Below are 24,621 nucleotides of genomic sequence, written 5' to 3' on the forward strand. Positions count from 1 at the left end.
TTTCTCTGAAAACCATCGTTTAATGCATTGATTCATTATAGGTTTTTCAGATCCTCTTCGGACAGCCCTTCGATCTCGGCCAACAGATCGGCCATTTCCAGGTCATCCGCCGAGGCCAGCTCCGCCTGCAGCAGGTGCAAGGCAATGTTCTCGATGGTGGGCTCCTCGAACAAAGCACTCAACGCCAGTTCCACATTGAAATGCTCGCGCACCCGGGTCACCACCTGAGTGGCCAACAGGGAATGCCCGCCCAGATCAAAGAAATTGTCGGTCACGCCCACGCGATCCAGACCCAGCACTTCTTTCCAGATCTGCGACAAGGTTTCCTCGGTGTCATTGCGGGGGGCCACGTACTCATTCTTCGCCACTGAGCCGTCGTCCGGGGCCGGCAACCTGCGCTTGTCCACCTTACCATTGGGGGTAAGTGGGAATTCCGACAGCACCACATAGGCTTTGGGCACCATGTAATCCGGCAGGGATTTACCCAAAAAGGTTTTCAACTCCGCCAGGTCGATGGTCTCATCGCTGAGCACATAGGCCACCAACCGCTTGTCACCGGGAACATCCTCCCGCGCCAACACCACGGATTCCCGCACCTGGCTGAACTGGCTTACGGTGGACTCAATCTCGCCCAGTTCAATACGGTAACCCCGGATCTTGACCTGATCATCGGCCCGCCCCATGTATTCCACCACACCGTTGGCCAGGTAGCGGCCAATATCCCCGGTACGATACAGGCGTTTGTACAAACCGGCTTCACGGGCCACGGCACCTTGGAACTCCGAGCGCACGAAACGCTCTTCAGTCAGGTCCTCCCGATTGAGATAACCGTGGGCCAGGCCTTGACCTCCAACATGCAGCTCTCCGGGCACGCCGATGGGCACCGGGTTCATGTGCTGGTCCAGAATGTACAGATCCAGGTCCGGAATCGGGCGGCCAATCAGGCTTTGCCGGCGATCCAGGTCATCCTCAGTGATGCGATGGTAGGTCACGTGCACTGTGGTTTCGGTGATGCCGTACATATTGATCAGCTGCGGCTTGTCCAGACCATGGTGGTCGCTCCACTTCTGCAAGGCGGAGAAATCCAGGGCCTCGCCACCGAAGATCACATAACGCAGCGCCAATGGCTTGCTTGGCTGCGCCACCCCATCCCGGCTGTACTCGTCCATTTTGATGAATTGGGTGAACGCCGACGGCGTCTGGTTCAATACGGTGACACCCTCTTCACACACCAACTGGTAAAAATCCTCGGTGGATTTGGCCAACTGGCTGGACACGATGATGACCCGCCCGCCGTAGAACAAGGCGCCCCACAGCTCCCAGACAGAGAAGTCGAAGGCAAAGGAGTGGAACAGGGTCCACACATCCTGCTGATTGAATCCGAACCATTGATCGGTGGCAGTGAATAGGCGAATCACATTGGAATGAGGAATCAAAACACCTTTGGGCTTGCCGGTGGTGCCGGAGGTGTAGATGACGTAAGCCCGATCATCACAGCCGGCAACCGGTTCAGGGTTGGTGTCCGGATACGGGTCAAGCTCGTGCTCCAGCGCATCCAGCACCACCGGAGTCATGCCTTCCCGGGCCACGACGTCAGCCACCGAAGAATGGGTAATCAGGGCCACCACATCGGCATCGTCCAGAATGAAGTGGATGCGCTCCTGGGGATTGGTTGGGTCCAGGGGCACATAAGCACCACCGGCCTTCAACACCGCCAGGATGGTCACCACCATATCCAACGAACGGTTCAGACACACACCCACCAGATCATTGGCCTTGACCCCCTGATTGCGCAGGTAATGGGCCAGGCGATTGGATCTGGCGTTCAAATCCCCATAGGTCAGGCTGAGCCCATCCATCGACACCGCCACCCGCTCCGGGGCCGCCGCCACCGAGGCTTCGAAGCGCTGGTGAATAGTATCTTCGAACGCGTAGGTCTGGGGTTGGTGATTCCACTGATTGATCACCAGGTCTTTCTCGTGATCACTCAGCAACGCCACTTCAGACAGGCGGCTGTGGGGGTGCTGCGCCACCACATCCAGAATCTGCTCCAGGTGCCCCACCATACGATGGATGGTTTCCCGGTCAAACAGATCCGTGTTGTATTCAATCATGCCTTCCAGCCCGTTGGGGCCTTCTTCCAGATTCAGGGTCAGGTCGAACTTGGAGGTCCGCGCCACCGAGGGCAGCATCTCCACTTCCACATCCGGCATCTGCACGTTGAGCGTGTTTGACGCGTTCTGCAGGGTGAACACCACCTGAAACAGGGGGGAATGGCTCTTGTCGCGGGACACACCCAAGGCGTCCACCAGGCGCTCAAACGGAAGATCCTGATGGCTGTAACCGGACAACGTCACATCCTGCACCTGGGACAACAAATCCACGAACTTTGGATCATCCTCCAGGTTAACCCGCAACGCCAGACTGTTGACGAAACAGCCGATCAGCTTTTCAAACTCCGGCAAGGCGCGGTTGGCGACCGGCGTCCCCACACAGAGATCAGACTGCCCGGTGTAGCGGTACAGCAGGGTGTAGAACGCAGACAACAGGGTCATGAACAGGGTCACCCCCTGCTCCCGGCTCAGGGCATTCAGTTGCTGGGTCAGGCCGTGGTTGATCCGCACCGGTTCGTAGCTGCCGTTGAACGTCATCAGAGCCGGACGGGGGCGATCAGTGGGCAATTCCAGCACCGGCACACCGGCCAACTGCTGCTTCCAGTAGGAAAGCTGGTGCTCGAACACCGGGCCATCCATCCACTGGCGTTGCCAGGCGGCATAATCCGCATATTGAATGTGGATCGGCTCCAGAGTAGAGGCTGCGCCGGACACGATACTGCGATACAGTGCCCCCACCTCGTCGATCAGAATACCCAGGGACCAGCCATCCGAGATGATGTGATGCATGGTCAGCAGGAGCACATGTTCATCCGCAGCGGTCTGCAGCAAACGCGTCCGCATCAGGCGAATCCGGCGTGCCTTGTGCAGGGGGCCAAGCACCAGATCGAAGGAGCGGGTGGCTTCGTCTTCCGCCAGCCGAATCACCTCTGCCTCCCGCTCCTCCGCATCCAGATGGCGTAGATCCCGCACGTCCATAAACCAGTCGGCGGGCTCCCGAATCACCTGCACTGCCTGGCCGTCATCAATCAAAAATGAGGTTCTCAGCGCTTCATGGCGGGCCACCAACTGCTGGAAGGCTTTGCGCAACCCATTCACATTCAGGTTGCCGCTCAACCGAATCGCCGCCGGCATGTTATAGGAGGTACTGATGTTGTATTCGGACTTGCCGGATTCCAGCTGGTTGAGGAACCACAAGCGCATCTGCGCAAAGGACAGGGGCAGCTCGCCGGAGCGGTCAATCCGCGTAACCGGTGGCGGCATCAAATCCCCTGCTCCGTGCACCGCCTCCAACTGCTGACACAATGCTTCGATGGTGGGCATGGTAAACAGCAGCTTCACCGGCAAATCCACACCAAACGCTTCCCGGATGCGGGATACACACTGGGTCGCCAGCAGCGAGTGGCCTCCCAATTCAAAAAAGTTGTTGGTAACGCCGACTTTTTCGAGCTTGAGCACGGTGCACCAGATGGCGGCCATCTTGCGTTCCGCGTCGTTACGGGGCGCCACAAACTGATCGCCCAGCAAATCATTCACCGACGGTTCCGGCAACGCGGCCCGATCAATTTTGCCGTTGGGCGTCAGCGGGAATGCATCCAGCACCACAAAGGCAGAGGGCAACATATACTCAGGCAAGGCGCTGCGAATGGCGCCACGGACCGCTTCAATCACCGCCCCCTGATCCACACCCGGCGCCACCAGGTAGGACACCAGACATTTATTGCCGGCGGCATCCTCCTTAGTCACCACCAGGCTGTCCCGGACGTCCGCCACCGCATTGATCACCGATTGGATCTCTCCCAGTTCGATGCGGAAGCCGCGCACTTTCACCTGATGGTCGATACGCCCCAGGTATTCCAGGTCACCATTTTCCCGGTATCGCACCAGGTCTCCGGTTCGATACATCCGGCCAAAGCGATCGCTCTCCGCAAAAGGATTAGGCAGGTATTTCTCAGCGGTCAGGTCATCCCGGTTGCGGTAACCGCGGGTCACGCCAGTGCCCGCCAGATACAATTCCCCGGGCAGACCCGGCGCCACCAGAGCACCATGCTGATTGAGCACATAGGCTTTGGTATTGCTGATGGGCCGACCGATGGTGGCGGGCTTGCCCGGCTCACGCAGGGTGTAGGTGGAATAGGTGGTGTCCTCGGAGGGACCGTACAAATCGTACACCCGCTCCACCCTGGTGTGCTGATACAGGCCATCCACCAGACTGGCGGCCAGAGCCTCACCGGCCAGGTTGATTACTTTGACCGAATCCGGGATAGCACGCTCCCGCAACAACGCGGCAATGGCAGACGGCACCGTATTGACCAACACCACTTCCGATCGCGCCGGCAGGGTCGGCAAGGCCAGCACGTTTTCCGCCAGAATCACTTTACCGCCCGCCGCCAGAGTGACAAACAGTTCGTACACCGAGAGATCGAAGCAAATGGAGGTGGCTGCCAGCACACCGGCAAGATCCTGCGCCGAGTACACACTGAGCGCCCAATGAATCAATGCCGTGGCATTCCCATGGGAAATCATCACCCCTTTGGGTTTGCCGGTGGAACCGGAGGTGTAAATCACATAGGCCAGCCGATCGGCGGCTATTTCCAGAGCCGGATTTTCGGTGGAGGCATCGCGCAACTGTGGTTCCACCTGATCCAGAAACAGCGGCTGAAAACCGGCACCGGCGGCCGGCAGCATGGCGGCCAGGGAACTTTGCGAAATCACCAGCGGCGCGCTGGCGTCTTCCAGCATATAGGCCACCCGATCCGCCGGGTAATTGGGGTCAATAGGGACATAAGCGCCACCGGCTTTAAGAATCGCCAGCAAGGCCACCACCATATCGGACTGGCGCTCCATGCAAACGCCCACCAGGGCTTCGGTCGTGACACCCAGCTCCACCAGGTAATGGGCCAGGCGATTGGCGCGCTCATTCAACTGCCCATAGGTCAGGCGTTCGGTGCCGGACACCAGCGCCACCGCATCCGGCTGCGCGACCACCTGACGTTCAAACAGGGAATGAATGCAGTCGTCTAACGGCAGGTCCGCATCCGTCGCGTTGTATTCCTGCAGCAATCTCTGGCGATCGTCCGCGGTCAGGATATTGAGGCTGCCAATGGCTTGATTGGGGTCCGTAATGGCACTGCCGATCACTTGTTTGAAGTGTTCCACCATGCGAATGATGGTGTCTTCCTCGAACAGGTCGGTGGAATACTCCAGATCGCCATGAAGCACGCCGGACTCTTCCGACAATTCCAGGGTCAGGTCAAATTTTGATGTGCCGGGGGCCGTGTGCAGGCTTTCCACATTCACACCGGCCAGGTTGAATTCCTCATCAATGGTGCTGTTCTGCAACACAAACATGACCTGGAACACCGGCGAATAACTCATATCCCGCGGCACACCCAGGTGCTCCACCACCCGCTCAAACGGCATTTCCTGGTTGGCAAACGCACCCTGTGTCACTTTGCGCACCCGCTGCAGCAACTCTGCAAAACTGGGGTTGCCGGACAGATCACTGCGCAACGCCAGGGTGTTCACAAAAAACCCGATCAAGGTTTCCAGCTCCGGCGTTGTGCGGTTGGCGATGGGTGTGCCCACGCAGATATCGTCGCTTTGGGTGTACTGGTGCAACAACACGTTGAACGAGGTCAACAGAGACATGTACAGGGTCACCCCCTGGGCCCGACTCAATTGCTTGAGGGCCTGCACCTGTTCCTTGGGAATGGAAAAATAATAATTGCTGCCGTTGAAGCTCTGCTCCGGCGGCCGCGGGTGATCCAGCGGCAGATCCAGCACCGGTACGCCCCGCAGATGCTCCATCCAGTAGTCCAGTTGTTTACTGAGTAAACCACTGTCGAACAGATCTTTTTGCCAGTGGGCAAAATCCGCATATTGCACGGTCAACGGTTGCAACCGCGAGGGTGCGTCCGAGATTTGCGCCTCATACGCAAACGAAATCTCGTCGGTAATCACTTTCAGCGAAAAGCCATCCGCCGCAATGTGATGCATGGTCACCAGCAACAGATACTGTTCAGCGGCTCGGCCCTTCAAGGCACTCGCCTCCTGCGCAGGCAATTGCAGCAGGTGGGTTCGAATCACCGGCCCGCTGGCCAGGTCGAATGGCTTGCGGGCTTCACGGTCAATACGATCCTGAATGGCACGGTTCAAAGCCGGTTCCTTCAGGTAAGTCAGGTCTTCCCGCGTGAAGCTCCAAGGTGATGGGGGCAACACCTTTTGGAAGGCATGGCCATCCTCTTCCACATACACTGTACGCAGCACCACGTGACGGGTGATCATACTTTCAAAGGCTTTTTCCGCCGCCGCCACATCCAATGCCCCCTGGATTTTCAGGGCAAATGGCAGGTTGTAGGCTACGTTGTTCTCCCGCAGCTTATCCATAAACCACATGCGCTTCTGCGAGAAGGACATGGGCATCAGTTCGCTGCGCTCAACCACCGTTAATGGCGGCAGGCTGGAACCGGCAGCGCCGGCCATGGCGTCCGCCAGGGTCGCAGCCAGTGCTCTGAAATCCCGGGCATCAAACAGCGCGGGCAGTTCCAGGTTGATCTCAAACCGGTCCCGCAGCCGAGTGAACAGCTGGGTGATCTGCAGGGAATCGATGCCCAACCCCATCAGGCTGACATCGTCACTGATGCGTTCGATCTTCTCACCGATTTCGCTGGCAATGGCCGCTTTCAGATATAGCATCAGCCGCGGCTCTTTTTCCGCATCAGGCAGCGCCTGCCATTGCGCCTTGGACAAATCCAAAGCGGCTTCGATGTCTTTCTTCTCCTGTTCGCCCTGCTCCACCGCGTTCATCGCACTGACCGCAATGGGCTCCAATGTTCCATCCAGAAAAGCCTGACGGTTGGCGCTGCGCTGGATCTTCCCACTGGAGGTCTTCAGAATCGCGCCGGGCTTCAGATACACAATCGTGTGAACCTGCAGCTCGTGGTTTTCCGCCACTGCCTGACGCACCGCGGCACTCACCACCTCAGCCACCAGGCGCATACGGTACTTGCGCTCCACTTCCTGCACCACCACCAGCCGCTCTTCCCCATCGATTTCCACGGCAAAGGCAGCACCGGCGTCGGATTTCAGCGCCACGTGACTCTGCTGCACCGTGAACTCAATGTCCTGGGGATAATGGTTACGGCCCCGAATGATAATCACATCCTTCTGCCGTCCGGTAATGTACAGCTCACCATCGATCAGGCATCCCAGATCACCGGTACGCATGAACGGACCGGCCCCGTCTTCGGTATAGGCGCGGAAGGTTTCCTCTGTGGCGTCCTCATTCCGCCAGTAACCCTGGGCGATATGGTCTCCTCTGGACCAGATTTCCCCCACTTGGCCTGCCGGCACACGGGCTTTGGACACCGGATCAACAATGGCCACTTCCGTATCCAGGGGGGCAACGCCGTTGGACACCAGGCGGGTGATCTTCTCCGGTTCTGCTCCAGCTGCGGCCACTTCGATGCGATTTTCTGAGAGGGCAACGGAATCCACTGCCGTGAACAGTGGCCGGTTCTCCTCCCGGGCGCAGGCCACCATCAGGGTGGCTTCTGCCAGACCGAAGGTGGGTGTAAACGCCTGGCGCTTGAAGCCACAGACCTCAAATGCCTGAATAAAACTTTCCAGGGTTTCCGGTCGCACCGCCTCAGCACCGGACAGCACGATTCGCAACGAAGACAGATCCAATGTGGCCTTCTGTTCTTCTGTGATCTGGTTAACGCACAACTCATAGGCGAAGTTCGGCGCACAAATGGCGGTGCCGCGATAGTCGCTGATGGCCTGCAACCAGCGCATGGGCCGCTGCAGGAAAGAAGCCGGAGACATAAAAATCGAGGTCGCACCCACATACAGAGGCTGCAGGGTGGTACCAATCAGCCCCATGTCGTGGAACATGGGCAGCCAGCTTACGGAGACATCCTCAGCATGGCTTTTGAAGGCGGCGGTGATCATGGTCTCGTTGTAAATCAGGTTGCCATGACTGACCATCACGCCTTTGGGGTTGCCGGTGGAGCCGGACGTGTATTGCAGGAACGCCAGGGTATCAGCGCTGATTGCAGGCTGCTGCCACCCTGCCGGTTGTACCTGCTGGTCCAGATCCACCGTCAGAAACTGCAGTTGCGACAAACCTTCGGTTTCCGCGAACAGAGGCTCCGCCACGGTAAGAATTTTCGAGGTGGTCAACACCAGACTGGGATCGCAGTCATCAATAATCGCCTTAAGGCGCCCCAGATTCTGATTGCGACGCGGGGGATAGGCTGGGACCGCGATGATGCCACTGTAGAGACAGCCAAAGAACGCAAAGATGAATTCCAGGCCCGAAGGGAACAGCATCAGGGCCCGGTCACCGGGCTTGGCCACCGCAGCATAGCGCACCGCCGTGGACCTGGCCTGATCCCGCAACTGGGCATAGGTGACCGTGATCCCCTGATCTTCTCCGTCAGGTAGAAACGTGAAGGCGACTTTGTCGGGATGCAGGCCGGCGCGAGCCTCCAGCAACTCAATCAAATTGGAACACTCTGCGGGATTGAAGGAGATGGGCCCAACTTCTAATGACATACTGACATTTCCTGCTTGTTTATTCTTATTATGCGATCACACCCTGCGCCAGATTGATGCTGTTGATCGGGGAGCAGCGGACATCAAGACAGCGGATTTCGACGGGCGATATCGTGCTAATGTACAGAGCTGCACCTTATTCATCAATAAGGCAAGGTAAGCCATTAATTTCAGGCGAGATACCACCGGTTTTTTAATTATAGATCTAAGGTAGCTCGCATACTTTATTCAAATTCGCATTTTTAATCAAAGACAGACACCACGTATACAGCTTTGAGGCGGGGAATATACTACCAAAAACCTCGCAAAATCAATCTGATAGGGCCCCCGCGAGAGGAAAAAGACGCCTCTGGCTGCATCAATCAAACGTTTGTTTACACAGCTTAACCGCGGCTTAACAAAGAATCACAAGGATGCCAACTGAATTAGCAGTCGTTTTTTATATGATGATCAGCAAATAAGCGTAAAACGCCTGATTTGTCAGAACATGAGGTGAACGTCGCGGATACTCCTTTTGGAGGCTTTCTTTTGCGGCATTTCTGGCGTAGAGTGGGCCACAAAAAATACCAAGCATAACAAGCAAATACTATAATTTTATGAGAATAAGAGCCGCAGTATCTCGCCTTTCGTTGGTTTTCTTCTGCCTGCTAAGCCCCCAGCTCTTCGCCAAGAACCTGGAGGACATTTTTGCGCTAGCACGAAAGAACGACGCTGAATGGGCCGCTAAGAAACAAAAGTACCTGGCTGACCATGAAAAGATGGAGCAGGCATTCGGCAGTTTAATGCCCAGTGCCAGCCTGAACGGCTCCTGGGGCAAGCAGTTCTATGAGAGTGAAACCCCCGTGTTTGATGGTGGCGTCAATGGCGGCGGCATCAATGAGTTTGTTGCCTGCTCCATCATCAACAACCCCTCCACCGTCGACCAGGCAATTGATGATTGCGGCAGTTACACCACCACACGGGAAGATTACGAAGCCACCATCTATGACCTGACTGTTTCCCAACCACTCCTGCGCATGGACCGCTGGCAGCGTTACAAACGCGCCAAAAGCATGGACAACGCCAGCAAAGCTGAGTTGGCTTACAGCCAGCAGGAGCTGATGATTCGCTCCGCGGAGGCCTATTTCGGTGTGCTGCGGGCGGAAGAGGAATATAGACTGGCCCAGTCGGAAGAAAAAACCCTCCGCACCCAACTTACAGAAATCAAGAACCGCTACAAGCTGGGCCTGATGCGGGATACCGATGTGTTCGAACTGCAGGCCCAGCATGACATTGCCAAGGCTGCCGTGATCGTCGCACAAAGCCAGGTGGACGTCATGAAAGAGAATATGGCACTCCTCACCGGCACCTACATCGATGTCGTCAACCCCCTTCCCAAGAACATTCCCATTGAGCCACCACAACCTTATGAGTTGTCGGAATGGGAGGATTTTGCCAAGAAAACCAATTACCGATTGATCGCATCCCAGTTCGCACTGGAAGCAACGGAAAAGGAGCTGGCAGAAAAGAAGGCCGGTCACGCTCCCACTGCCGACCTCTTTGTGCGTTATGAACATCGCGACGTGGGCGGCGGTTTCACACCCTCTTCAGACACCACCACTATCGGCGTGCAAGTATCACTGCCCCTGTACACCGGCGGCATCACCTCCTCCCAAGTGAGGGAAGCCGACCACCGCGTCCAGGAAGCCCGCTACAACGTTGAGCTGGCGCGCCGTAACGCCCTGCGGGAAACCCGGCAATATCACACCCAGGTCAATGCCAACGTGGCCAGCGTACAAGCCCGCCTGCGCGCGGTGAAGTCCAACAACAGCTCATTGCGGGCAGTCAAAACCGGTTGGCAGAACGGCATCCGCACCATGACGGACGCCATTTCCGCGCAGCGCAAGGTCTATCAGGCCCGCAAAGAGTACGCTGTGTCCCGCTACGATTACATTCTTAACACATTAAAACTCAAAAAAGCGGCTGGAGTTCTCTCGCCCGATGATTTACAAACCTTGAATACCTGGCTGGACAGCCCAACCGATACTGTGAGTTCCATCCTGGAAGAAGACGAGTCGTACCTGGAAGAAGTGGACGATCTCAAGTTTGAACGTGAAATCACAACCTTTGAAGACGAGAAAAAACAGGACAGCGGAAAGTCCCATAAGAGTCTTTATGATGCGTTCAAAGCATGGCGAGAAGGCAATTAAAAACAACACCATGCGTAAGCAATAAAAATTTCATATTAACAAAAAGTGAGGGGGTTCCCACTCCGAGGCCAGGCTGAATCTGCCGAAGGAAGGGAATACGCTAAATGGATAAAGACCTTAAACTGGATCAGAAAACTCGTATGCTTCAACAACACGCTCGCTATCTGGCATTTGCGGCCGCCATCGCAGGCAGCACTGGGGCAAGTGCTCAGCTACTGCATAACGTCACCATCGGCAACCCGAAGGCATTGGGCCTGGGGAATGCGGTTACCGCCGATCCACCGGGAATTGATTCCATCCACTTCAACCCTGCCGGCCTTTCCAAGATCAAGGGCCGTCAGATGAACATCAAGCTGTTGGCGGCGCACATGACCATCGACGGCTCTGTGGGCTCCCCCACCAAACCCACTGACACCACCAAAAGCACCTTTTACGAAGGCCACAAAAACGATCCCAACCGTCCGGAATGTAACAGCGGCGACACCCCGACCCAGGATCAGATTGATCAGTGCTGGGGCTATGACCCGATCGCCAATACCAGCACCAGCATTGAGGGCCCTGGCCTGATGCTGCCCTTTGTGGGCTTCACAGAAGTACCTCTGCTGGCATTCCCTTCGGGTGGTATTGCCTTTGAAGACCCCTCCCGCGGCTGGACCTTTGGTACCGCTGTGTATTCACCACAAGGCATCGGCTACATACGGGACGACAAAGACCCGGCCGATGGTAACGGCGATCCCGGTTCCTACCAGGGCGTTAACGTGGGCGTGACCCGACTCACCTATTTCTCACCCACGGTGGCCATTCCGGTGAGCGAAAAGCTGTCGTTCGGGGTGGGCGTCAATTTCTCCTACCAGGGCATGGCGTTGGACACCTACATTCGCGCCCCTCTGGAGACCACCCAGTTTTTGACCGACCTGGAAGACTTTACCGATCTGCACATTATCCGCCCCTACGACACCGTAGGCCGGCTGTCACTGGAAATGGACGACTACCTGTCGGTGGGCTTCAACTTCGGTATTTTGTATGAGCCCTATGACTGGTTGTCCTTTGGTTTCCTGTACCAGAGCGAGACCACGTCCCAGCTTTCCGGTGACTACAAAATGGAGAACACCGATGAATTCCAGGCCACCACCCACGGTCTGGCCCTGATTCCAGGCGCTATTCTGGGTGCCGTCGGCGGCGCTTCCTTCAACGGCACTGCGGTTGAAAAAGGCACCGTGGAGCTGGAATACCTCATGCCGCAGAACCTCTCCTTCGGCACCTCCATCAAGCTGCTGCCCAACCTGAAAGTGAATGTGGATTTGCGCTGGGTTGAATACAGTGTCTGGGATGAACTGCAGTTCGAATTTAGCAACAACGTAGACTTCCTCAACCTGTCCAGCATCATCTACACCATCTCCGGCAATTTTGGCCTGAAGGACAACGCCGACCCGGATGAAATGCGCATCCGCCGTGAATACGATGACACCTGGTCACTGGCCATCGGTGCCGAATACCAGTGGAACGACAACCTGGTACTGCGTGCCGGCTACGAGCCCCGCACTGGCGCCATTCCCAGCTCCTCGGCTGATATGCTGTTCCCCATCGGCGACGCAGACCTGTTCACGGCCGGATTCGGCTGGCAGATCAGCGGCACCACCCGAGTGGATGCGGCCATTGGAGTGCTCTACTCCGAGCAGAAAATTGATGCCTGTGAGTCCAGTAACGCCAACACCTGTAATGAAGGTGATGTGGTTTACAACCCCTATTACTCCATGCCCTTTGAGACTGAAACCACCGCCTACATCGGCGCGATCTCCATTGACAAGAAGTTCTGATCAAGCGGCAACACCCACTCTCCAAGCCCGGCCCCGTGCCGGGCTTTTTTGTTCTCTTCACGCTGACAAAACAACCTGATTTGCTGCTAATTCCCGTCAAACACGGGCGCTAATGCGCTCCCCGACGCCAAATAGTCCTTTCGGTCGATGCCACATTTTTTACATAAAGTTATAAATACTGGGCGCGTAATAAGGACACCACGACGCGGTTTCAGGGCAACATCCAAACAACAACCGGGCCCTGACAAAACAATAAACAACATCTTAATTCAGAAAGTTTAAGACGTAGGGGAACCCAATATGCATCCGCGGCAACTTGTCGTGGCAGTCGCCACTATTCTGTTTTCATTCTTCGCGATCAGCACCCAGGCTTCGGAAAAAATCAGTGAGGACAACCTCTGGGTCTACGATGACGACATCACCGTACCCTCGTTGCTCCACCCTGCCGACCCGGCGTCTGAGGTGATCTACCTGCCGGCGAACGTGTTTGTTCCCACCAGTGATGATCCCAGCGAGCGCTTTCCAGCGATCATCTTCATCAGCAGCTGGGCTTTGAATGAGCATGAATATGCACCCCAGGCAGAATTGCTCGCCGCTAACGGTTACGTGGTGCTGAGCTACACAGCGCGGGGGTTTTACAATTCACCGGGACAGATCACCACCGCCGGCGTGGAAGATTATGCTGATGCGTCCTCCGCCATCGATTACCTGCTGGACAGCGCTAACGGTTATCCCGTGGATCCGGACAACATCGGTGTTTCCGGCATTTCCTATGGCGCCGGCATCGCCCTGCTGACCGGGTTTACCGATTCTCGCGTCAAAGCCATTGCGGCCATGAGTGGCTGGGTGGACCTGATCGACTCACTGTGGGCCGGCAATACGCCCAATTCAGCCTGGATCAACCTGCTGATCGCCAGTGCCCAGCCAATTCCCTTCATCGCCAGCAACAATCCCAGCCCGGAGATTGAAGCCAACTACATGAACATGAAGTTGCACGAGAACGTGCCCGCCACCAAGGAATGGGGTTATGTCCGTTCCGCCAAGACTTACCTGGACGACGTCAACAGCCGCGAAAATCCACCGGCCGTGTACATTGCCAACAACCTGCATGACTACCTGTTCCAGCCGGACAGCCTGTTCACCGCGTTGGAGCAGTACAACGGGCCGTGGCGCCTGGACCTGAGTCGCGGCATCCACGGCTCCGGCGAGGCCGGGGGCCTGCTGGGCAATGAGGACCACACCATCTGGCTGAACGTGGGCATGTGGTTTGATCATCATCTGAAAGGCATTGAAAACGGCATCGACCAGGCAGCACCGTTCAGCACCAAAGTGTTGAATACCGGCCGCCGGGAGAGCTATGGCTCCCTGCAGCCGGAGGATGAAATCAAAGTGTTCAATCTGATCCCGGAATCCGGTGCCCAGGGTGGCCTGTTGTCTGATGAGTACAGCAACACCGTGGCCATGGACCTGCAGTTCAGTACCCTGGACAAAGTGGCCAATGCCGGCGGCTTCCAGGGGGCCTATGCCCACACCGGACGCACCCTGAACACCAACAGTATCCTGCCGGAGTACGGACTGGTGTTCACCACCCCGGTGCTGTCTGAGCCGTTACGCTTGCGCGGTGAAGCCAAAGTGCACCTGTCTGTGGTCGCTGAAGACAAGGCCCAGTATTTTGCCTATCTGTACTACCTGGACCCCCAAACCGGCATCGCCAACTGGGTAGGGCATGCCCCCTTCTCCTGCCACGCGTCAGAAGGTTGTGCCACCACAGAGGGGCAGGTTGAAGAGATCATCCTGGATTTTTACTGGACCTCAGTGGACATTCCCGTCGGCAAGCAGTTGATGCTGGTGATCGATGGCAAAGACCCGGACTACTGGCGCTATGCCACCACACCCGAACTCAATACCGTTGTGTTTGACAGCGATGCACAAGCCACCCTGGAGCTGCCCATCGTATGGGAGAATAGCCAATACGACGATCCGGTGGCCAATTACCAGGAGGCACAAGGGCTCAACCGCAGCGCGGACGGCAACGCCAATAGCACCAAAGGCTTTGGTGGCACGCTCCCCTTATTCCTGCTGCCTCTGTTAGCAGCCCTTTTCACCCTTCGCCACCGCCCTAACTGATATCCTTGGGGCCCGTCAAGCGGGCCCCTGTTCAATTTATCCCCTAACCCACCTCTTATTCAGGGATTTGTGAAGCCTTACTCACAGAATTCCTGTGCCCCTCTGGAAACCGGCTATGTTTAATCTTGTTACTATCGTACTGATTACGATGATTCATGGTTTTCCATTGAGTATTTGGCATGTTGTTGAATCGTTTAACCTGCAGTGTTATTCCCGGTCTGATTGCGTTGAGCCTTGCGGCCTGTGGCGGTGGAGGCAGCTCCGACGGCAATGCTTCCGACGACAATTCCTCCCCCTCGGTCAGCACCAGCACCATCCAGGGCGAAGTGGTAAAAGGAGTGGTGCGTAACGCCATCGTTACCGCCTATGCGCTGGATAATGGCCAGGTGGGCTCGGTCCTCACCAGCACCGAAACCGACAGTCTGGGCCAGTATCGGTTGTCCATCCGCGGCCATAGTGGTCCCATTTACATAGCAGTGACCCCCAATGGCAACAACACGCAGATGGTCTGCGACTACAGTGGTGGCTGTGGCGACTATACCGGTGTGAGCGAACTGGATCTGAACGAGAATGGCACCATCGATTTCGGTGAATCCTTTGCCGCTCCCAGTGATTTTATTCTCACCACCACCCTGCCCTCTGCGGCCAGCACCCAGGCCGGAATTTCAACGCTGACCCACCTGGCGACCCAGTTGGCCCTCGGCTATCCCCAGGGCCTGAACGACGTCTCCATCGCGGTAGCACAATCCCAGATTGAAAACCTGTTTGCAGTCTCAGACCTGAGCAGCACAGATCTGGTGGACCTGACCGACAGCACAGCAGTCGCCAATGCCGACGCCGATGAGCTGCGTTACAGCCTGATGTCCAGTGCGTTGTTAGGCATCAGCAACGATGTTGCCATGGCTCAGGTATTAGAGAGCATCGTGCAACAGCTGCAGATCAATAACGGACAGTTGATAACGCATACCGACAGTGGCAGCGTGCCCACTCTTCTGGACCTGATTGAAGCGGCCTTGACCACCGCCCAGGCCCTGGACCTGGACACCCTGGCAAGTGAATTCAGCCTGGCAGCAGCAGGCCTGCTGAGCAGCGAATCCGGCAGCCTGACTTCAGCGCAGCCTTCCCCAACCGCTGGCGGCACCAATGCCGAGGTGATGGAAAGCTTTATCGCCGACATCCAGCTGTGGCAGGGGTATCTGAGCCTGTCACCAGACCAGCCCTCCTTTGGCGACGTGGTATCTGCCATCGGCGTCTCCACCGGAGCCGACCTGGCCAACCTGCTGAAGGCCATCTCCATTGCGGGCCAGTTCGGCCCTGTGGTGGCCCTGCCTGACGCGGCCTTGAGTGCCGCCTGCAACAGCCTCGCCAATTATTTTGCGCGGCTGGCCTGCCGCTCCCTCATCGCCGGCAAGTCGCTGGAAGAAATCTGCAACGGTTCCCTGAACCTGGTGCTGTTCGGCCGCTCCCTGTGCGATATTCTCAACGATCTCACCTTGCCCCTGGGCAATGGCCTGACTGGAGACTTTGCGCTGTGGGACGGCGTTGCCCGCATCTACGGCTCCACCAATAACGTGATGGTCGACATCACCTTCACCGCCAGTGACAACTACCGCTCCAACTACGGCTTCACCATCAACGGCAGCGCCGAATCAGAGACCGGTATCCTGGAGATCACCGACGGTCGGTTTAACCTGGTGTTTGACGGTGGCCTGGATATCCAGAATCTGAAATTACCGGAAACTGCATCCGGCAACCTGAGCGTGGATTACACCCAGTTCACCACCCTGGACAACAGCAACCCCACCTCCTTCAACGGCGATCTAAGTCTGGCTCTGGACTTGAGCGGAGTGACCGAAGCGGCAGACGACGAATCCCCCTACGCGGGACTGGACAGCATTGATATCAGCATGACCGCGGCGGGTGCGTTCCAATCCTTGAACGGCGATCAGTTTGACGGTTCCATCACGTTGGATGGTGGGCTGGACAGCGAAATCCAGTTCCAGTTTGAAACCGATCTGCCGGATTACAGTGATCGCGCCACCATCACGGTGCGCAGCACACCACAGCAGATTTCCCTGGGCCTGATTGACGAAATCGTAATGGAATGGGCCGGTAAACGTTATGAAATCCTGTACTTCTTTGCACCCTATTACGGTGTGCGGATGACCAACCAGGATGGCGTCATCGTGGACCTGGATCTCAGTGTGGATGACAACGATGTGGCAGGCTACCTGCTGCTCAACGGCACCCGCTACGGTGTGATCTCACCCTTGAACGGCAGCCTGATGTTCACCTTGTCCAATGGATTGAACATTCTGTTGTGACGCAGAGGCTTACCAGCCAAAACTAAAAAAGGGAGCACTAAGCTCCCTTTTTTCACACCATCGTGTTACAGGCCATTTCTGTTACACAAAGTACATCAACAACCAGTCGGCGATCAAAGCAGGCTTGGATTCACCTTCGATTTCAATGCTGTACTCTGCGGAAAACAGGAACTGGCCCGGATTTTTTTCAGTGACTTCTTTCAAAGTGGCCACGGCCCGCACTTTGGCTCCGGTCTTCACCGGTGCCAAAAACCGGATTTTATCAAAGCCATAATTCATGCCCATCTTCAAACCGGCGGGGATCACCAACTCGGACATTTGCGACTGCAGGTAAGGCAGCAGGGACAACGTCAGAAAGCCGTGGGCGATGGTGCCGCCAAACGGGGTATTCTTGGCTTTCTCAACGTCAACGTGGATGAACTGGTGGTCCAGTGTCGCATCGGCGAACGCATTGATCCGCTCCTGGTCGATCTGGAACCATTCTGAGGCCCCCATGGGCTTTCCAACATACTCTTGCAGAGTCGCGGCATCTACTGACTTCATATTATTTCCTCTGTGTCTAAAAACGTATAAAACCAAACGCTAATCGTTGAACAGTTTTTCCAGCTGGGACTCCACCAAAGACCATGGAATCAACAGCGGCTTTTTGGTCACGGTCAGGGTGCAGGATTCGCCGACGACAAGGTATTCAACATGGAACCCTTTGCCTTTGGCATAGCCTTTCTCGCTGTCGCCCTCAAACTCAACATCGTGTTTATCGGCCAGCCGCACCAATCGTTCCACGATGACTTTTGGATCTTCTTTCAATCGGCCGGTAACGGACCTGGTCATAACTACTCCCAATTGGGCCATTCGCCCACTTCAAACCGGATTAGCAGGCGCGTATTTTATCATTAAACGGGCCGCTGTCATGCGTCCAGACACCCCGAAAACGGTCGCAATGGGCTGATCAATCGGCTAAATTCAAAACCCCTATCAGGTTTTTGCTACTGTATTCCAGCAGATCCGCCACGGACTCCTGTCGAACCTGCGCCAAAATCTCAACGATGCGAAACAAATTGAAGGGGGAATTGGGTCGATCCCGCGCAAAGCTGGGGGGAATATCCGGCGCGTCGGTTTCGAAAACGATGGCCTCCCGGGGCAGGGCTTTCAGCATGCCACGCAAGCGACTGGCACGCTCGTAGGTGGCGGCGCCCCCAAAGCCGATTTTGAAACCCAGATCAACCGCTTGCTGTGCCTGCTGCAAGCTGCCGGAAAACGCATGCAAAATGCCCCCGAACGAAAAACGCTGCTTGCGCACGGATTTCAGAACCAGGTCCTGGGTTTTGCGGGAATGGATGATCACCGGCAGGCCATGACTTCCAGCGATGCGTAACTGGGCCTCGAACAGGGTCACCTGCTGTTTCAGGTCCGCCGTGCTATGAAAGCTGTCCAAGCCGATCTCACCCACAGCCACCACACAACCGGCCTCCTCCGCCAATTGTGCGTCCAACCTGGCCATGAGCCCGGCCGTTGACTCAGCGGCATGATCCGCCATAAAACAGGGATGCAGACCATAGGCCGGCAACAACCGGGGGTAGTGAGTCACATCAGGGTACGCGTGAATGACTTCAGACAGTCTGGGCCACTGTGCCAGTGTCACCCCCGGCACCAGGATAGCGGACATGCCGTTCTGGTGGCAGGCACGCAGCACCTCATCCCGCGAGGCATCGAACTGGGGGAAATCGACGTGGCAGTGACTGTCTATCAATCCGTGCATGGTACTAATCCGGACAGGGAAAGGGAAAACCGGGCGCCGCTTGCGGGCCCGGATGCAATTCCCATGGAACCCGATTTCCTTTCCAGAAGCAAATTGATTCCAGAAGCAAATTGATTCCAGCAGCAACGTGATCGCCCCCGGAATGGGAGCGCTCAGGTTAACGATCCCCTAGGCGAAGTAGCCCGCCTGGTCCTGCAGAATATGATCTGCAATATAGTTCGACAGCGCGTAGACGCTTTCCTGAGGATTCACAATGATGGAGGTGGGAAACAGGCTCGCATCACACACAAACAGGCCTTTCACATCGTGGGTTTCCCCATAGGGATTCACCACCGAGTTGGTGGGGTCGGCCCCCATTCTCATGGTGCCTTGAGGGTGGTAGGACACCATTCGTATGGCAAACGGATTGTTTTCAATACCGTCTACCACCGCATCAATGTCGTCCACCGACTCAATGATGCGCTTGTCACCGGTGGGCAGAAATACCCGTTCTGCACCGGCGGCAAAATAAATCCTGGCGGCGGCCTTGAACGCCGCCTTCATGGCCGGAAAATCGCTGTCCGCGATTTGGTAGTCAATCTGTTTTTTCCCGTCCACCAGGCTGACCTGGCCGACATTGTGATCATGGATCAAGGTGACACAGGAAGCGTAGTTTTTGGCCCTGGACATAAAATCCAGATAGGCCTTACCGGTACCGGGTTCAGTGGACATACCCAGCTCAACGGGCCCGGCACCACCGCCTTCCAGTACGAATCCCCCCTTGTCCGGGTGCTCGAATTCATCCACATAGACGCCCAACATGGCGCCGCGCCAGGTGAATACATCACTGCCGAATTCCGCCACCACCATGGTGGAGGGATGACACGCAAAGTTCTTACCCACCTGACCGCTGCTGTTGCCCAGCTCACTGCGTTGGAACAGCAACGGGCTTTGGATGGCGCCGGCCGCGGTCACCACCACCTTGGCTTGCACGGACATCTTGGCCACGGTGCGCCCCGTTTCCGGATCACGAACCTCCGCCTCCACACCTTTGGCGCGTCCGCCTTCGGCCACAATTCGCGTCACCGCGGTGTCGGTGAAGATCCTGGCACCGTGGTGAGAGGCCCAGGGCAAATAGGTCACCAGCATGGACTGTTTACGATCGGTTTTGCAACCTGAGAGACAGTGGCCAGTCAGGGCACATTCCCGGATGTTGCGCTGCAACGGTTTCACCGACCAGCCCAGGGCTTCTGCACCCTGTTGCAGCTTGCGGCTGTTCTCATTGATCTCATGGGGTTGATTGGTGTGGATACCCAGATTGGATTCAATCTTATCGAAATACGGTGCCAGCACCTCCGGGGTCAGATTGGTAAGCCCGTATTCATCCGCCCACTTTTTCAGGATAAAGTCCGGCACGCGGAAGGTTACGCAACCATTCACCACCGTGGACCCACCCAGGCAGCGACCCTGCAATACCAACAAATCTCCCTGACTGGTCGCCTGATTGCCACCGTCCTGATACAACAGTTCCAGCATATCCGGGAATTTTTCGTTAAAGCGGGAAGACGGTACATGGGAGCCCGCCTCCAGTACGATCACGCTCTTGCCTGCCGCCGCCAGCTCGTAGGCCATCACGGCACCACCGGCGCCGGAACCGATCACCACAGCATCCGCCTCCAGGTTCAAAGAGGTGCTCTTCACCTGGGCCGCGGTCGTCACATTCAACATCATATTGTTTACACCTTCTTGGCTTGGGTCAGGTTCGCAGGCGTGGGCAAAGGCGCTTCACCCAGCGAGGGCAGCCCCCATTTTTCGGAAACCGGGCCATCGAAACCCAGTGGAGCCCAGGTGGACTCTTCCCGCCAGTAGCTGGCATACACCAATTTTTTCAGGATGGTGACAATTCCCTGCTGCATGGGGTGACCGGACTGCCAGGCATCAATATAGGCGACCGCATCCGTGGGTGACAGGCGACTGAAACGGGAGAAATGCCAGCCAGTCACCAGAGGGGCGTGCTCGAAGACATCGATCACCATACCCAGGTCAGAGCGCACCTTCTCATCCATCATGGCGAACAGATGATCCAGATTCGCGACCACAGGCACCTGCTCCAGCGGCGTCATGGAGGTGCCATCGGTGGGTAATAAAATGCGGGAAAAATGGGTAAAGAACGCAACTTGGGATGCTGTGAGTACGTCCCCGGCAGGAAGCTCGCCCGCGGGGTGCCTGGAGCAGGCAGACACCAAGGTTCCGAGACCCAGCACCAGGGCACTGTGGGCACCCAGGCTCATAAAACGTCGACGGTTGATTGGCGCCAGTGCCGATTCCAATTCGTTTTGTAATTCTTTTGACACGATGGTTTGCGACATAGGTTCATTCCATATAGCTGACCCAAGAGTCTACACAGAATAAACTTGGGTTGGAAATGACCAAATATACCGGGAACCTGACAATTCGAACCAAAATCTTCCTGCTTGATATGGATCAAAGCAGCATCTGTAGCGTGCGCTATTCTGAAGATGAGAAGGGAGCTTTTTCCTTAACCGACAAAGAGAAGGGAGTACCAATGACCTTGGATAAGCATGATTTGCTGCACGAATTTCCTGAGAGCCGGGATGCCATTCATGAGCTGAAAATGAATAACAACCACTTTGCCAAGCTATTCGACCAGTACCACGAGAAAGATCACGAGGTTCATCGTATCGAGACCGGCGCAGAGAACACCAGCGACGAGTATCTGGAGGTACGCAAAAAAGAGCGCCTGCTGTTGAAAGACGAACTCTATAAAATGATCAAGGATTTTGAACAGGCCTGATGTGGTGGCCGATTCTGATTTAAAAAAGGGGCTTAGGCCCCTTTTTTGTGCGGATAAATCACTTCAGGCTCGGCTTTATAATCACCGCTTGCAGATGGCGCCCGAGATGTCTTTATATTTGTCGTCACACGCGGTCAACTTGCGGTTACCGTATTGGGATTGCGGCCCATTGCGATTAAACACGCCCACGTCAAACTGCCAACGCAAACCCAGTGTCACGGCGGAAGCGTCAAACCAGTCATGGGTGTTGCCGGCAACGTCCTCGTACTCCGTCAACTGAGCATAATACTCCCCGAACACAATAAGGTTGTCCGTCAAACGAAAATCCAGTCCAAGCGCATAGGATATATCGTTACCATCCACATCATCAGAGCCCGTACTGCGGGTGTCCACCCGGTCGTCAAAATAGAGCGTCTCATTCCAGCTCACTTCCGCCAGCCATTTGGCATAGCCCAGCTTGCCATACAGCCCGAATCTGTCTCCCAGCGGCAACATCCCCTTGATGGAAATGTTGGTCGCGGTAAGGTTGGCTTGGTATTCCGCAGAGGACGACACCTGGTGACCATTCACATCCGGATTCTGGTATCGATATTCGCTGTCTGCATCGCCATAGTCAGAGTAGGCCACTTCGATGGCTACGTAACGGGATATCTCCCACCCGAGTTGGAGTTGATAAGCAACATCGCTGTCTGACGTATCGTAGTTCTGTTCGCCGCCCCCCCCTAGCTCGTAGAACAGGTCGTCAATGCCGGCATAGCTGCTGGAGCCCGCTGCGGCACCAATGTATATCTTGCTGTCAGATGCCCAACCGTACTGGGCCAGGATCAAAAGCGAAACACATGAACAAAGACGAAATTGTGTGAGCCCCACTGGCATGCCCCTACTTCTTATTATGTTCCCGGAAAATAAAAAAGCCCGGTCGAAACCGGGCTTTCTTTTTAGCCTGTCTTGCTGTGTTATACAAGCTTTTCCAGTTCAGGAACCGCTTCAAACAAATCAGCAACCAGACCGTAATCCGCTACCTGAAAGATAGGCGCTTCTTCGTCTTTGTTGATGGCAACAATGACTTTACTGTCTTTCATACCGGCCAGATGCTGGATCGCACCGGAAATACCAACAGCAACGTACAGCTGCGGCGCAACAATCTTACCGGTTTGACCAACCTGCATATCGTTGGGAACAAAACCGGCGTCCACCGCGGCGCGGGAAGCACCCACAGCAGCACCCAGTTTGTCTGCCACTTTGTACAGCATCTCGAAGTTGTCGCCATTCTGCATGCCGCGACCACCGGAGATAACAATCTTGGCAGCAGTCAATTCAGGGCGATCGCTCTTGGCCAGCTCTTCACCCACGAAGGAGGAAACGCCTGCATCTTTGGCAACACCCAGGTTCTCGACTGCAGCTGAACCACCTTCTGCAGCAACCGGATCAAACGAGGTACCACGTACGGTCAACACGTTGGTCGCCTGAGAGCTCTCAACAGTGGCAATCGCGTTACCTGCGTAGATTGGACGCTGGAATGTGGTTGCGTTAACCACGCCGGAGATTTCAGAAATCATCTGCACATCCAGCAACGCCGCTACGCGGGGCAGGAAGTTTTTACCGGAAGTGGTGGCAGGCGCCAGGATGTGGCTGTAGCCTTTGCCCACTTCAGCAACCAGATCGGCAACGTTTTCCGCCAGTTGGTGTTCGTAGGCGGCATCGTCTGCCAGCAATACTTTGGAAACGCCTGCAATCTTGGCTGCAGCTTCTGCCACTGCGGCACAACCGGAACCAGCGACCAATACCGTGATATCACCACCGATGGCCTGAGCTGCCGCTACAGTGTTCAGGGTAACACCCTTCAAGCTGGCATTATCGTGTTCTGCATAGACTAATACGCTCATTAGATCACCTTCGCTTCGTTTTTCAGCTTGTCAACCAACTCTGCAACGTCGGCTACCTTGATACCTGCCTGACGTTCAGCAGGCGGCTCGACTTTCACAGTCTTCACCAGCGGAGTAACGTCAACGCCATAGTCGCCCGGAGCTTTGATATCCAGGGGCTTCTTCTTGGCTTTCATGATATTGGGCAGAGAAGCGTAGCGGGGTTCGTTGAGACGCAGGTCAGTGGTTACAACCGCCGGCAGTTTCAGATCTACCGTTTGCAGACCGCCGTCGATTTCACGGGTCACCTTAACGGAGCCGTCGGCCACGTTCACTTCAGAAGCGAAAGTGCCCTGACCCATACCAGCCAATGCTGCCAGCATCTGACCAGTCTGGTTGTTGTCGCCGTCGATCGCCTGCTTACCCAGAATCACCAGCTCAGGCTTTTCTTCATCAACAATGGCTTTGAGCAATTTGGCAACACCCAGCGGCTGCACATCGGCTGCTTCAACCAAGATGCCACGATCAGCACCCAGCGCCAGAGCAGTACGGATTTGCTCCTGAGCTTCTTTAGGACCTACGGCCACCGCGATAATCTCGGTAGCAACCCCCTTCTCTTTCAAACGAACAGCTTCTTCAACAGCGATTTCGCAGAAGGGGTTCATGGCCATCTTGACGTTAGTCAGGTCAACGCCGCTGTGATCAGCAGCCACCCGAACCTTAACGTTGTAGTCAACAACTCGTTTGACAGCAACAAGAACCTTCATGGAACCCTCGGCTTTATAATGGAATGTGGATTTACGGTGTCGTTCCGCTTCTGAATCAGAGGGGGACACCACGCGATCGTCGACAGTACAGGCACCGCACAGAATAGTACAGCGAATTACCTATACTTTGACCGCCCTAGTTAAAAGCGCGAGGTATCTTGCCGTTTTATGTCAGGTAGGTCAATAGCAAATCAGGCAGTGCAACCCGTCCCCCGCGCCAATGCGGCTTCATCTATTAGGACAAAATGGCCGGGAAAAATCAAACAGTTAGTGGCACGACCCGGGCACATTGCTGGGCCGAATA

General features: G+C 55.9%; 14 protein-coding genes. 5 read left to right on the plus strand and 9 right to left on the minus strand.

The window, feature by feature from the left end:
* Window positions 1–35: 35 nt before the first annotated feature.
* Window positions 36–8,675 carry a non-ribosomal peptide synthetase gene (locus D9N14_RS10185; RefSeq protein WP_290579273.1) on the minus strand — a complete coding sequence of 2,880 codons (8,640 nt, stop codon included), beginning with the start codon at window positions 8,673–8,675 and terminating at the stop codon, window positions 36–38.
* 596 nt (window positions 8,676–9,271) lie between these two features.
* On the opposite strand from D9N14_RS10185, the gene D9N14_RS10190 reads away from it, so the two are divergent.
* The 4 genes from D9N14_RS10190 to D9N14_RS10205 all read left to right on the plus strand — a co-directional run bounded on the left by D9N14_RS10190 (window position 9,272) and on the right by D9N14_RS10205 (window position 17,132).
* Window positions 9,272–10,864: a TolC family outer membrane protein gene (locus D9N14_RS10190; protein WP_290579274.1), complete on the plus strand. Its 1,593-nt coding sequence runs from the start codon at window positions 9,272–9,274 to the stop codon at window positions 10,862–10,864.
* Between the two features lie 104 nt (window positions 10,865–10,968).
* Window positions 10,969–12,681 (plus strand): OmpP1/FadL family transporter, encoded by a 1,713-nt coding sequence (locus D9N14_RS10195; RefSeq protein ID WP_290579275.1) that lies wholly within the window; start codon window positions 10,969–10,971, stop codon window positions 12,679–12,681.
* Window positions 12,682–13,002: 321 nt separating this feature from the next.
* Complete coding sequence (locus D9N14_RS10200; RefSeq protein ID WP_290579276.1) at window positions 13,003–14,808, plus strand: CocE/NonD family hydrolase; 1,806 nt, start codon at window positions 13,003–13,005, stop codon at window positions 14,806–14,808.
* 179 nt (window positions 14,809–14,987) lie between these two features.
* Entirely contained in the window at window positions 14,988–17,132 is a 2,145-nt protein-coding gene (locus D9N14_RS10205) for a hypothetical protein (protein ID WP_290579277.1), read from the plus strand.
* A gap of 81 nt (window positions 17,133–17,213) precedes the next feature.
* On the opposite strand, the gene D9N14_RS10210 is transcribed toward D9N14_RS10205, so the two are convergent.
* The 5 genes from D9N14_RS10210 to D9N14_RS10230 all read right to left on the minus strand — a co-directional run bounded on the left by D9N14_RS10210 (window position 17,214) and on the right by D9N14_RS10230 (window position 21,239).
* A complete protein-coding gene (locus D9N14_RS10210) occupies window positions 17,214–17,675 on the minus strand; it encodes a MaoC family dehydratase (RefSeq protein WP_290579278.1) in 462 nt (153 codons plus the stop codon).
* A 39-nt stretch (window positions 17,676–17,714) separates the two neighbouring features.
* The gene (locus tag D9N14_RS10215) at window positions 17,715–17,963 is read right to left on the minus strand and encodes a hypothetical protein (protein WP_290579279.1); all 249 of its coding nucleotides are present in this window, start codon (window positions 17,961–17,963) and stop codon (window positions 17,715–17,717) included.
* A 118-nt stretch (window positions 17,964–18,081) separates the two neighbouring features.
* Complete coding sequence (locus tag D9N14_RS10220; protein WP_290579280.1) at window positions 18,082–18,891, minus strand: TatD family hydrolase; 810 nt, start codon at window positions 18,889–18,891, stop codon at window positions 18,082–18,084.
* A 168-nt stretch (window positions 18,892–19,059) separates the two neighbouring features.
* The gene (locus tag D9N14_RS10225) at window positions 19,060–20,601 is read right to left on the minus strand and encodes a GMC family oxidoreductase (RefSeq protein WP_290579281.1); all 1,542 of its coding nucleotides are present in this window, start codon (window positions 20,599–20,601) and stop codon (window positions 19,060–19,062) included.
* Between the two features lie 5 nt (window positions 20,602–20,606).
* On the minus strand, window positions 20,607–21,239 hold the full coding sequence (locus D9N14_RS10230) for a hypothetical protein (RefSeq protein WP_290579282.1): 633 nt from the start codon (window positions 21,237–21,239) through the stop codon (window positions 20,607–20,609).
* A gap of 197 nt (window positions 21,240–21,436) precedes the next feature.
* On the opposite strand from D9N14_RS10230, the gene D9N14_RS10235 reads away from it, so the two are divergent.
* A complete protein-coding gene (locus tag D9N14_RS10235) occupies window positions 21,437–21,685 on the plus strand; it encodes a YdcH family protein (protein ID WP_290579283.1) in 249 nt (82 codons plus the stop codon).
* An 81-nt stretch (window positions 21,686–21,766) separates the two neighbouring features.
* Here D9N14_RS10235 and D9N14_RS10240 read toward each other — a convergent pair whose 3' ends face one another.
* The 3 genes from D9N14_RS10240 to D9N14_RS10250 form a co-directional block, all read right to left on the minus strand.
* Window positions 21,767–22,513 (minus strand): outer membrane beta-barrel protein, encoded by a 747-nt coding sequence (locus D9N14_RS10240; RefSeq protein WP_290579284.1) that lies wholly within the window; start codon window positions 22,511–22,513, stop codon window positions 21,767–21,769.
* A 128-nt stretch (window positions 22,514–22,641) separates the two neighbouring features.
* Window positions 22,642–23,571 (minus strand): electron transfer flavoprotein subunit alpha/FixB family protein, encoded by a 930-nt coding sequence (locus tag D9N14_RS10245; RefSeq protein WP_290579285.1) that lies wholly within the window; start codon window positions 23,569–23,571, stop codon window positions 22,642–22,644.
* Window positions 23,571–24,317: an electron transfer flavoprotein subunit beta/FixA family protein gene (locus tag D9N14_RS10250; protein WP_290579286.1), complete on the minus strand. Its 747-nt coding sequence runs from the start codon at window positions 24,315–24,317 to the stop codon at window positions 23,571–23,573. Before D9N14_RS10250 ends, D9N14_RS10245 begins: the two co-directional genes overlap by 1 nt.
* Window positions 24,318–24,621: the final 304 nt, after the last annotated feature.

The organism is Ketobacter sp. (assembly GCF_003671495.1).
Lineage (GTDB): Bacteria > Pseudomonadota > Gammaproteobacteria > Pseudomonadales > Ketobacteraceae > Ketobacter.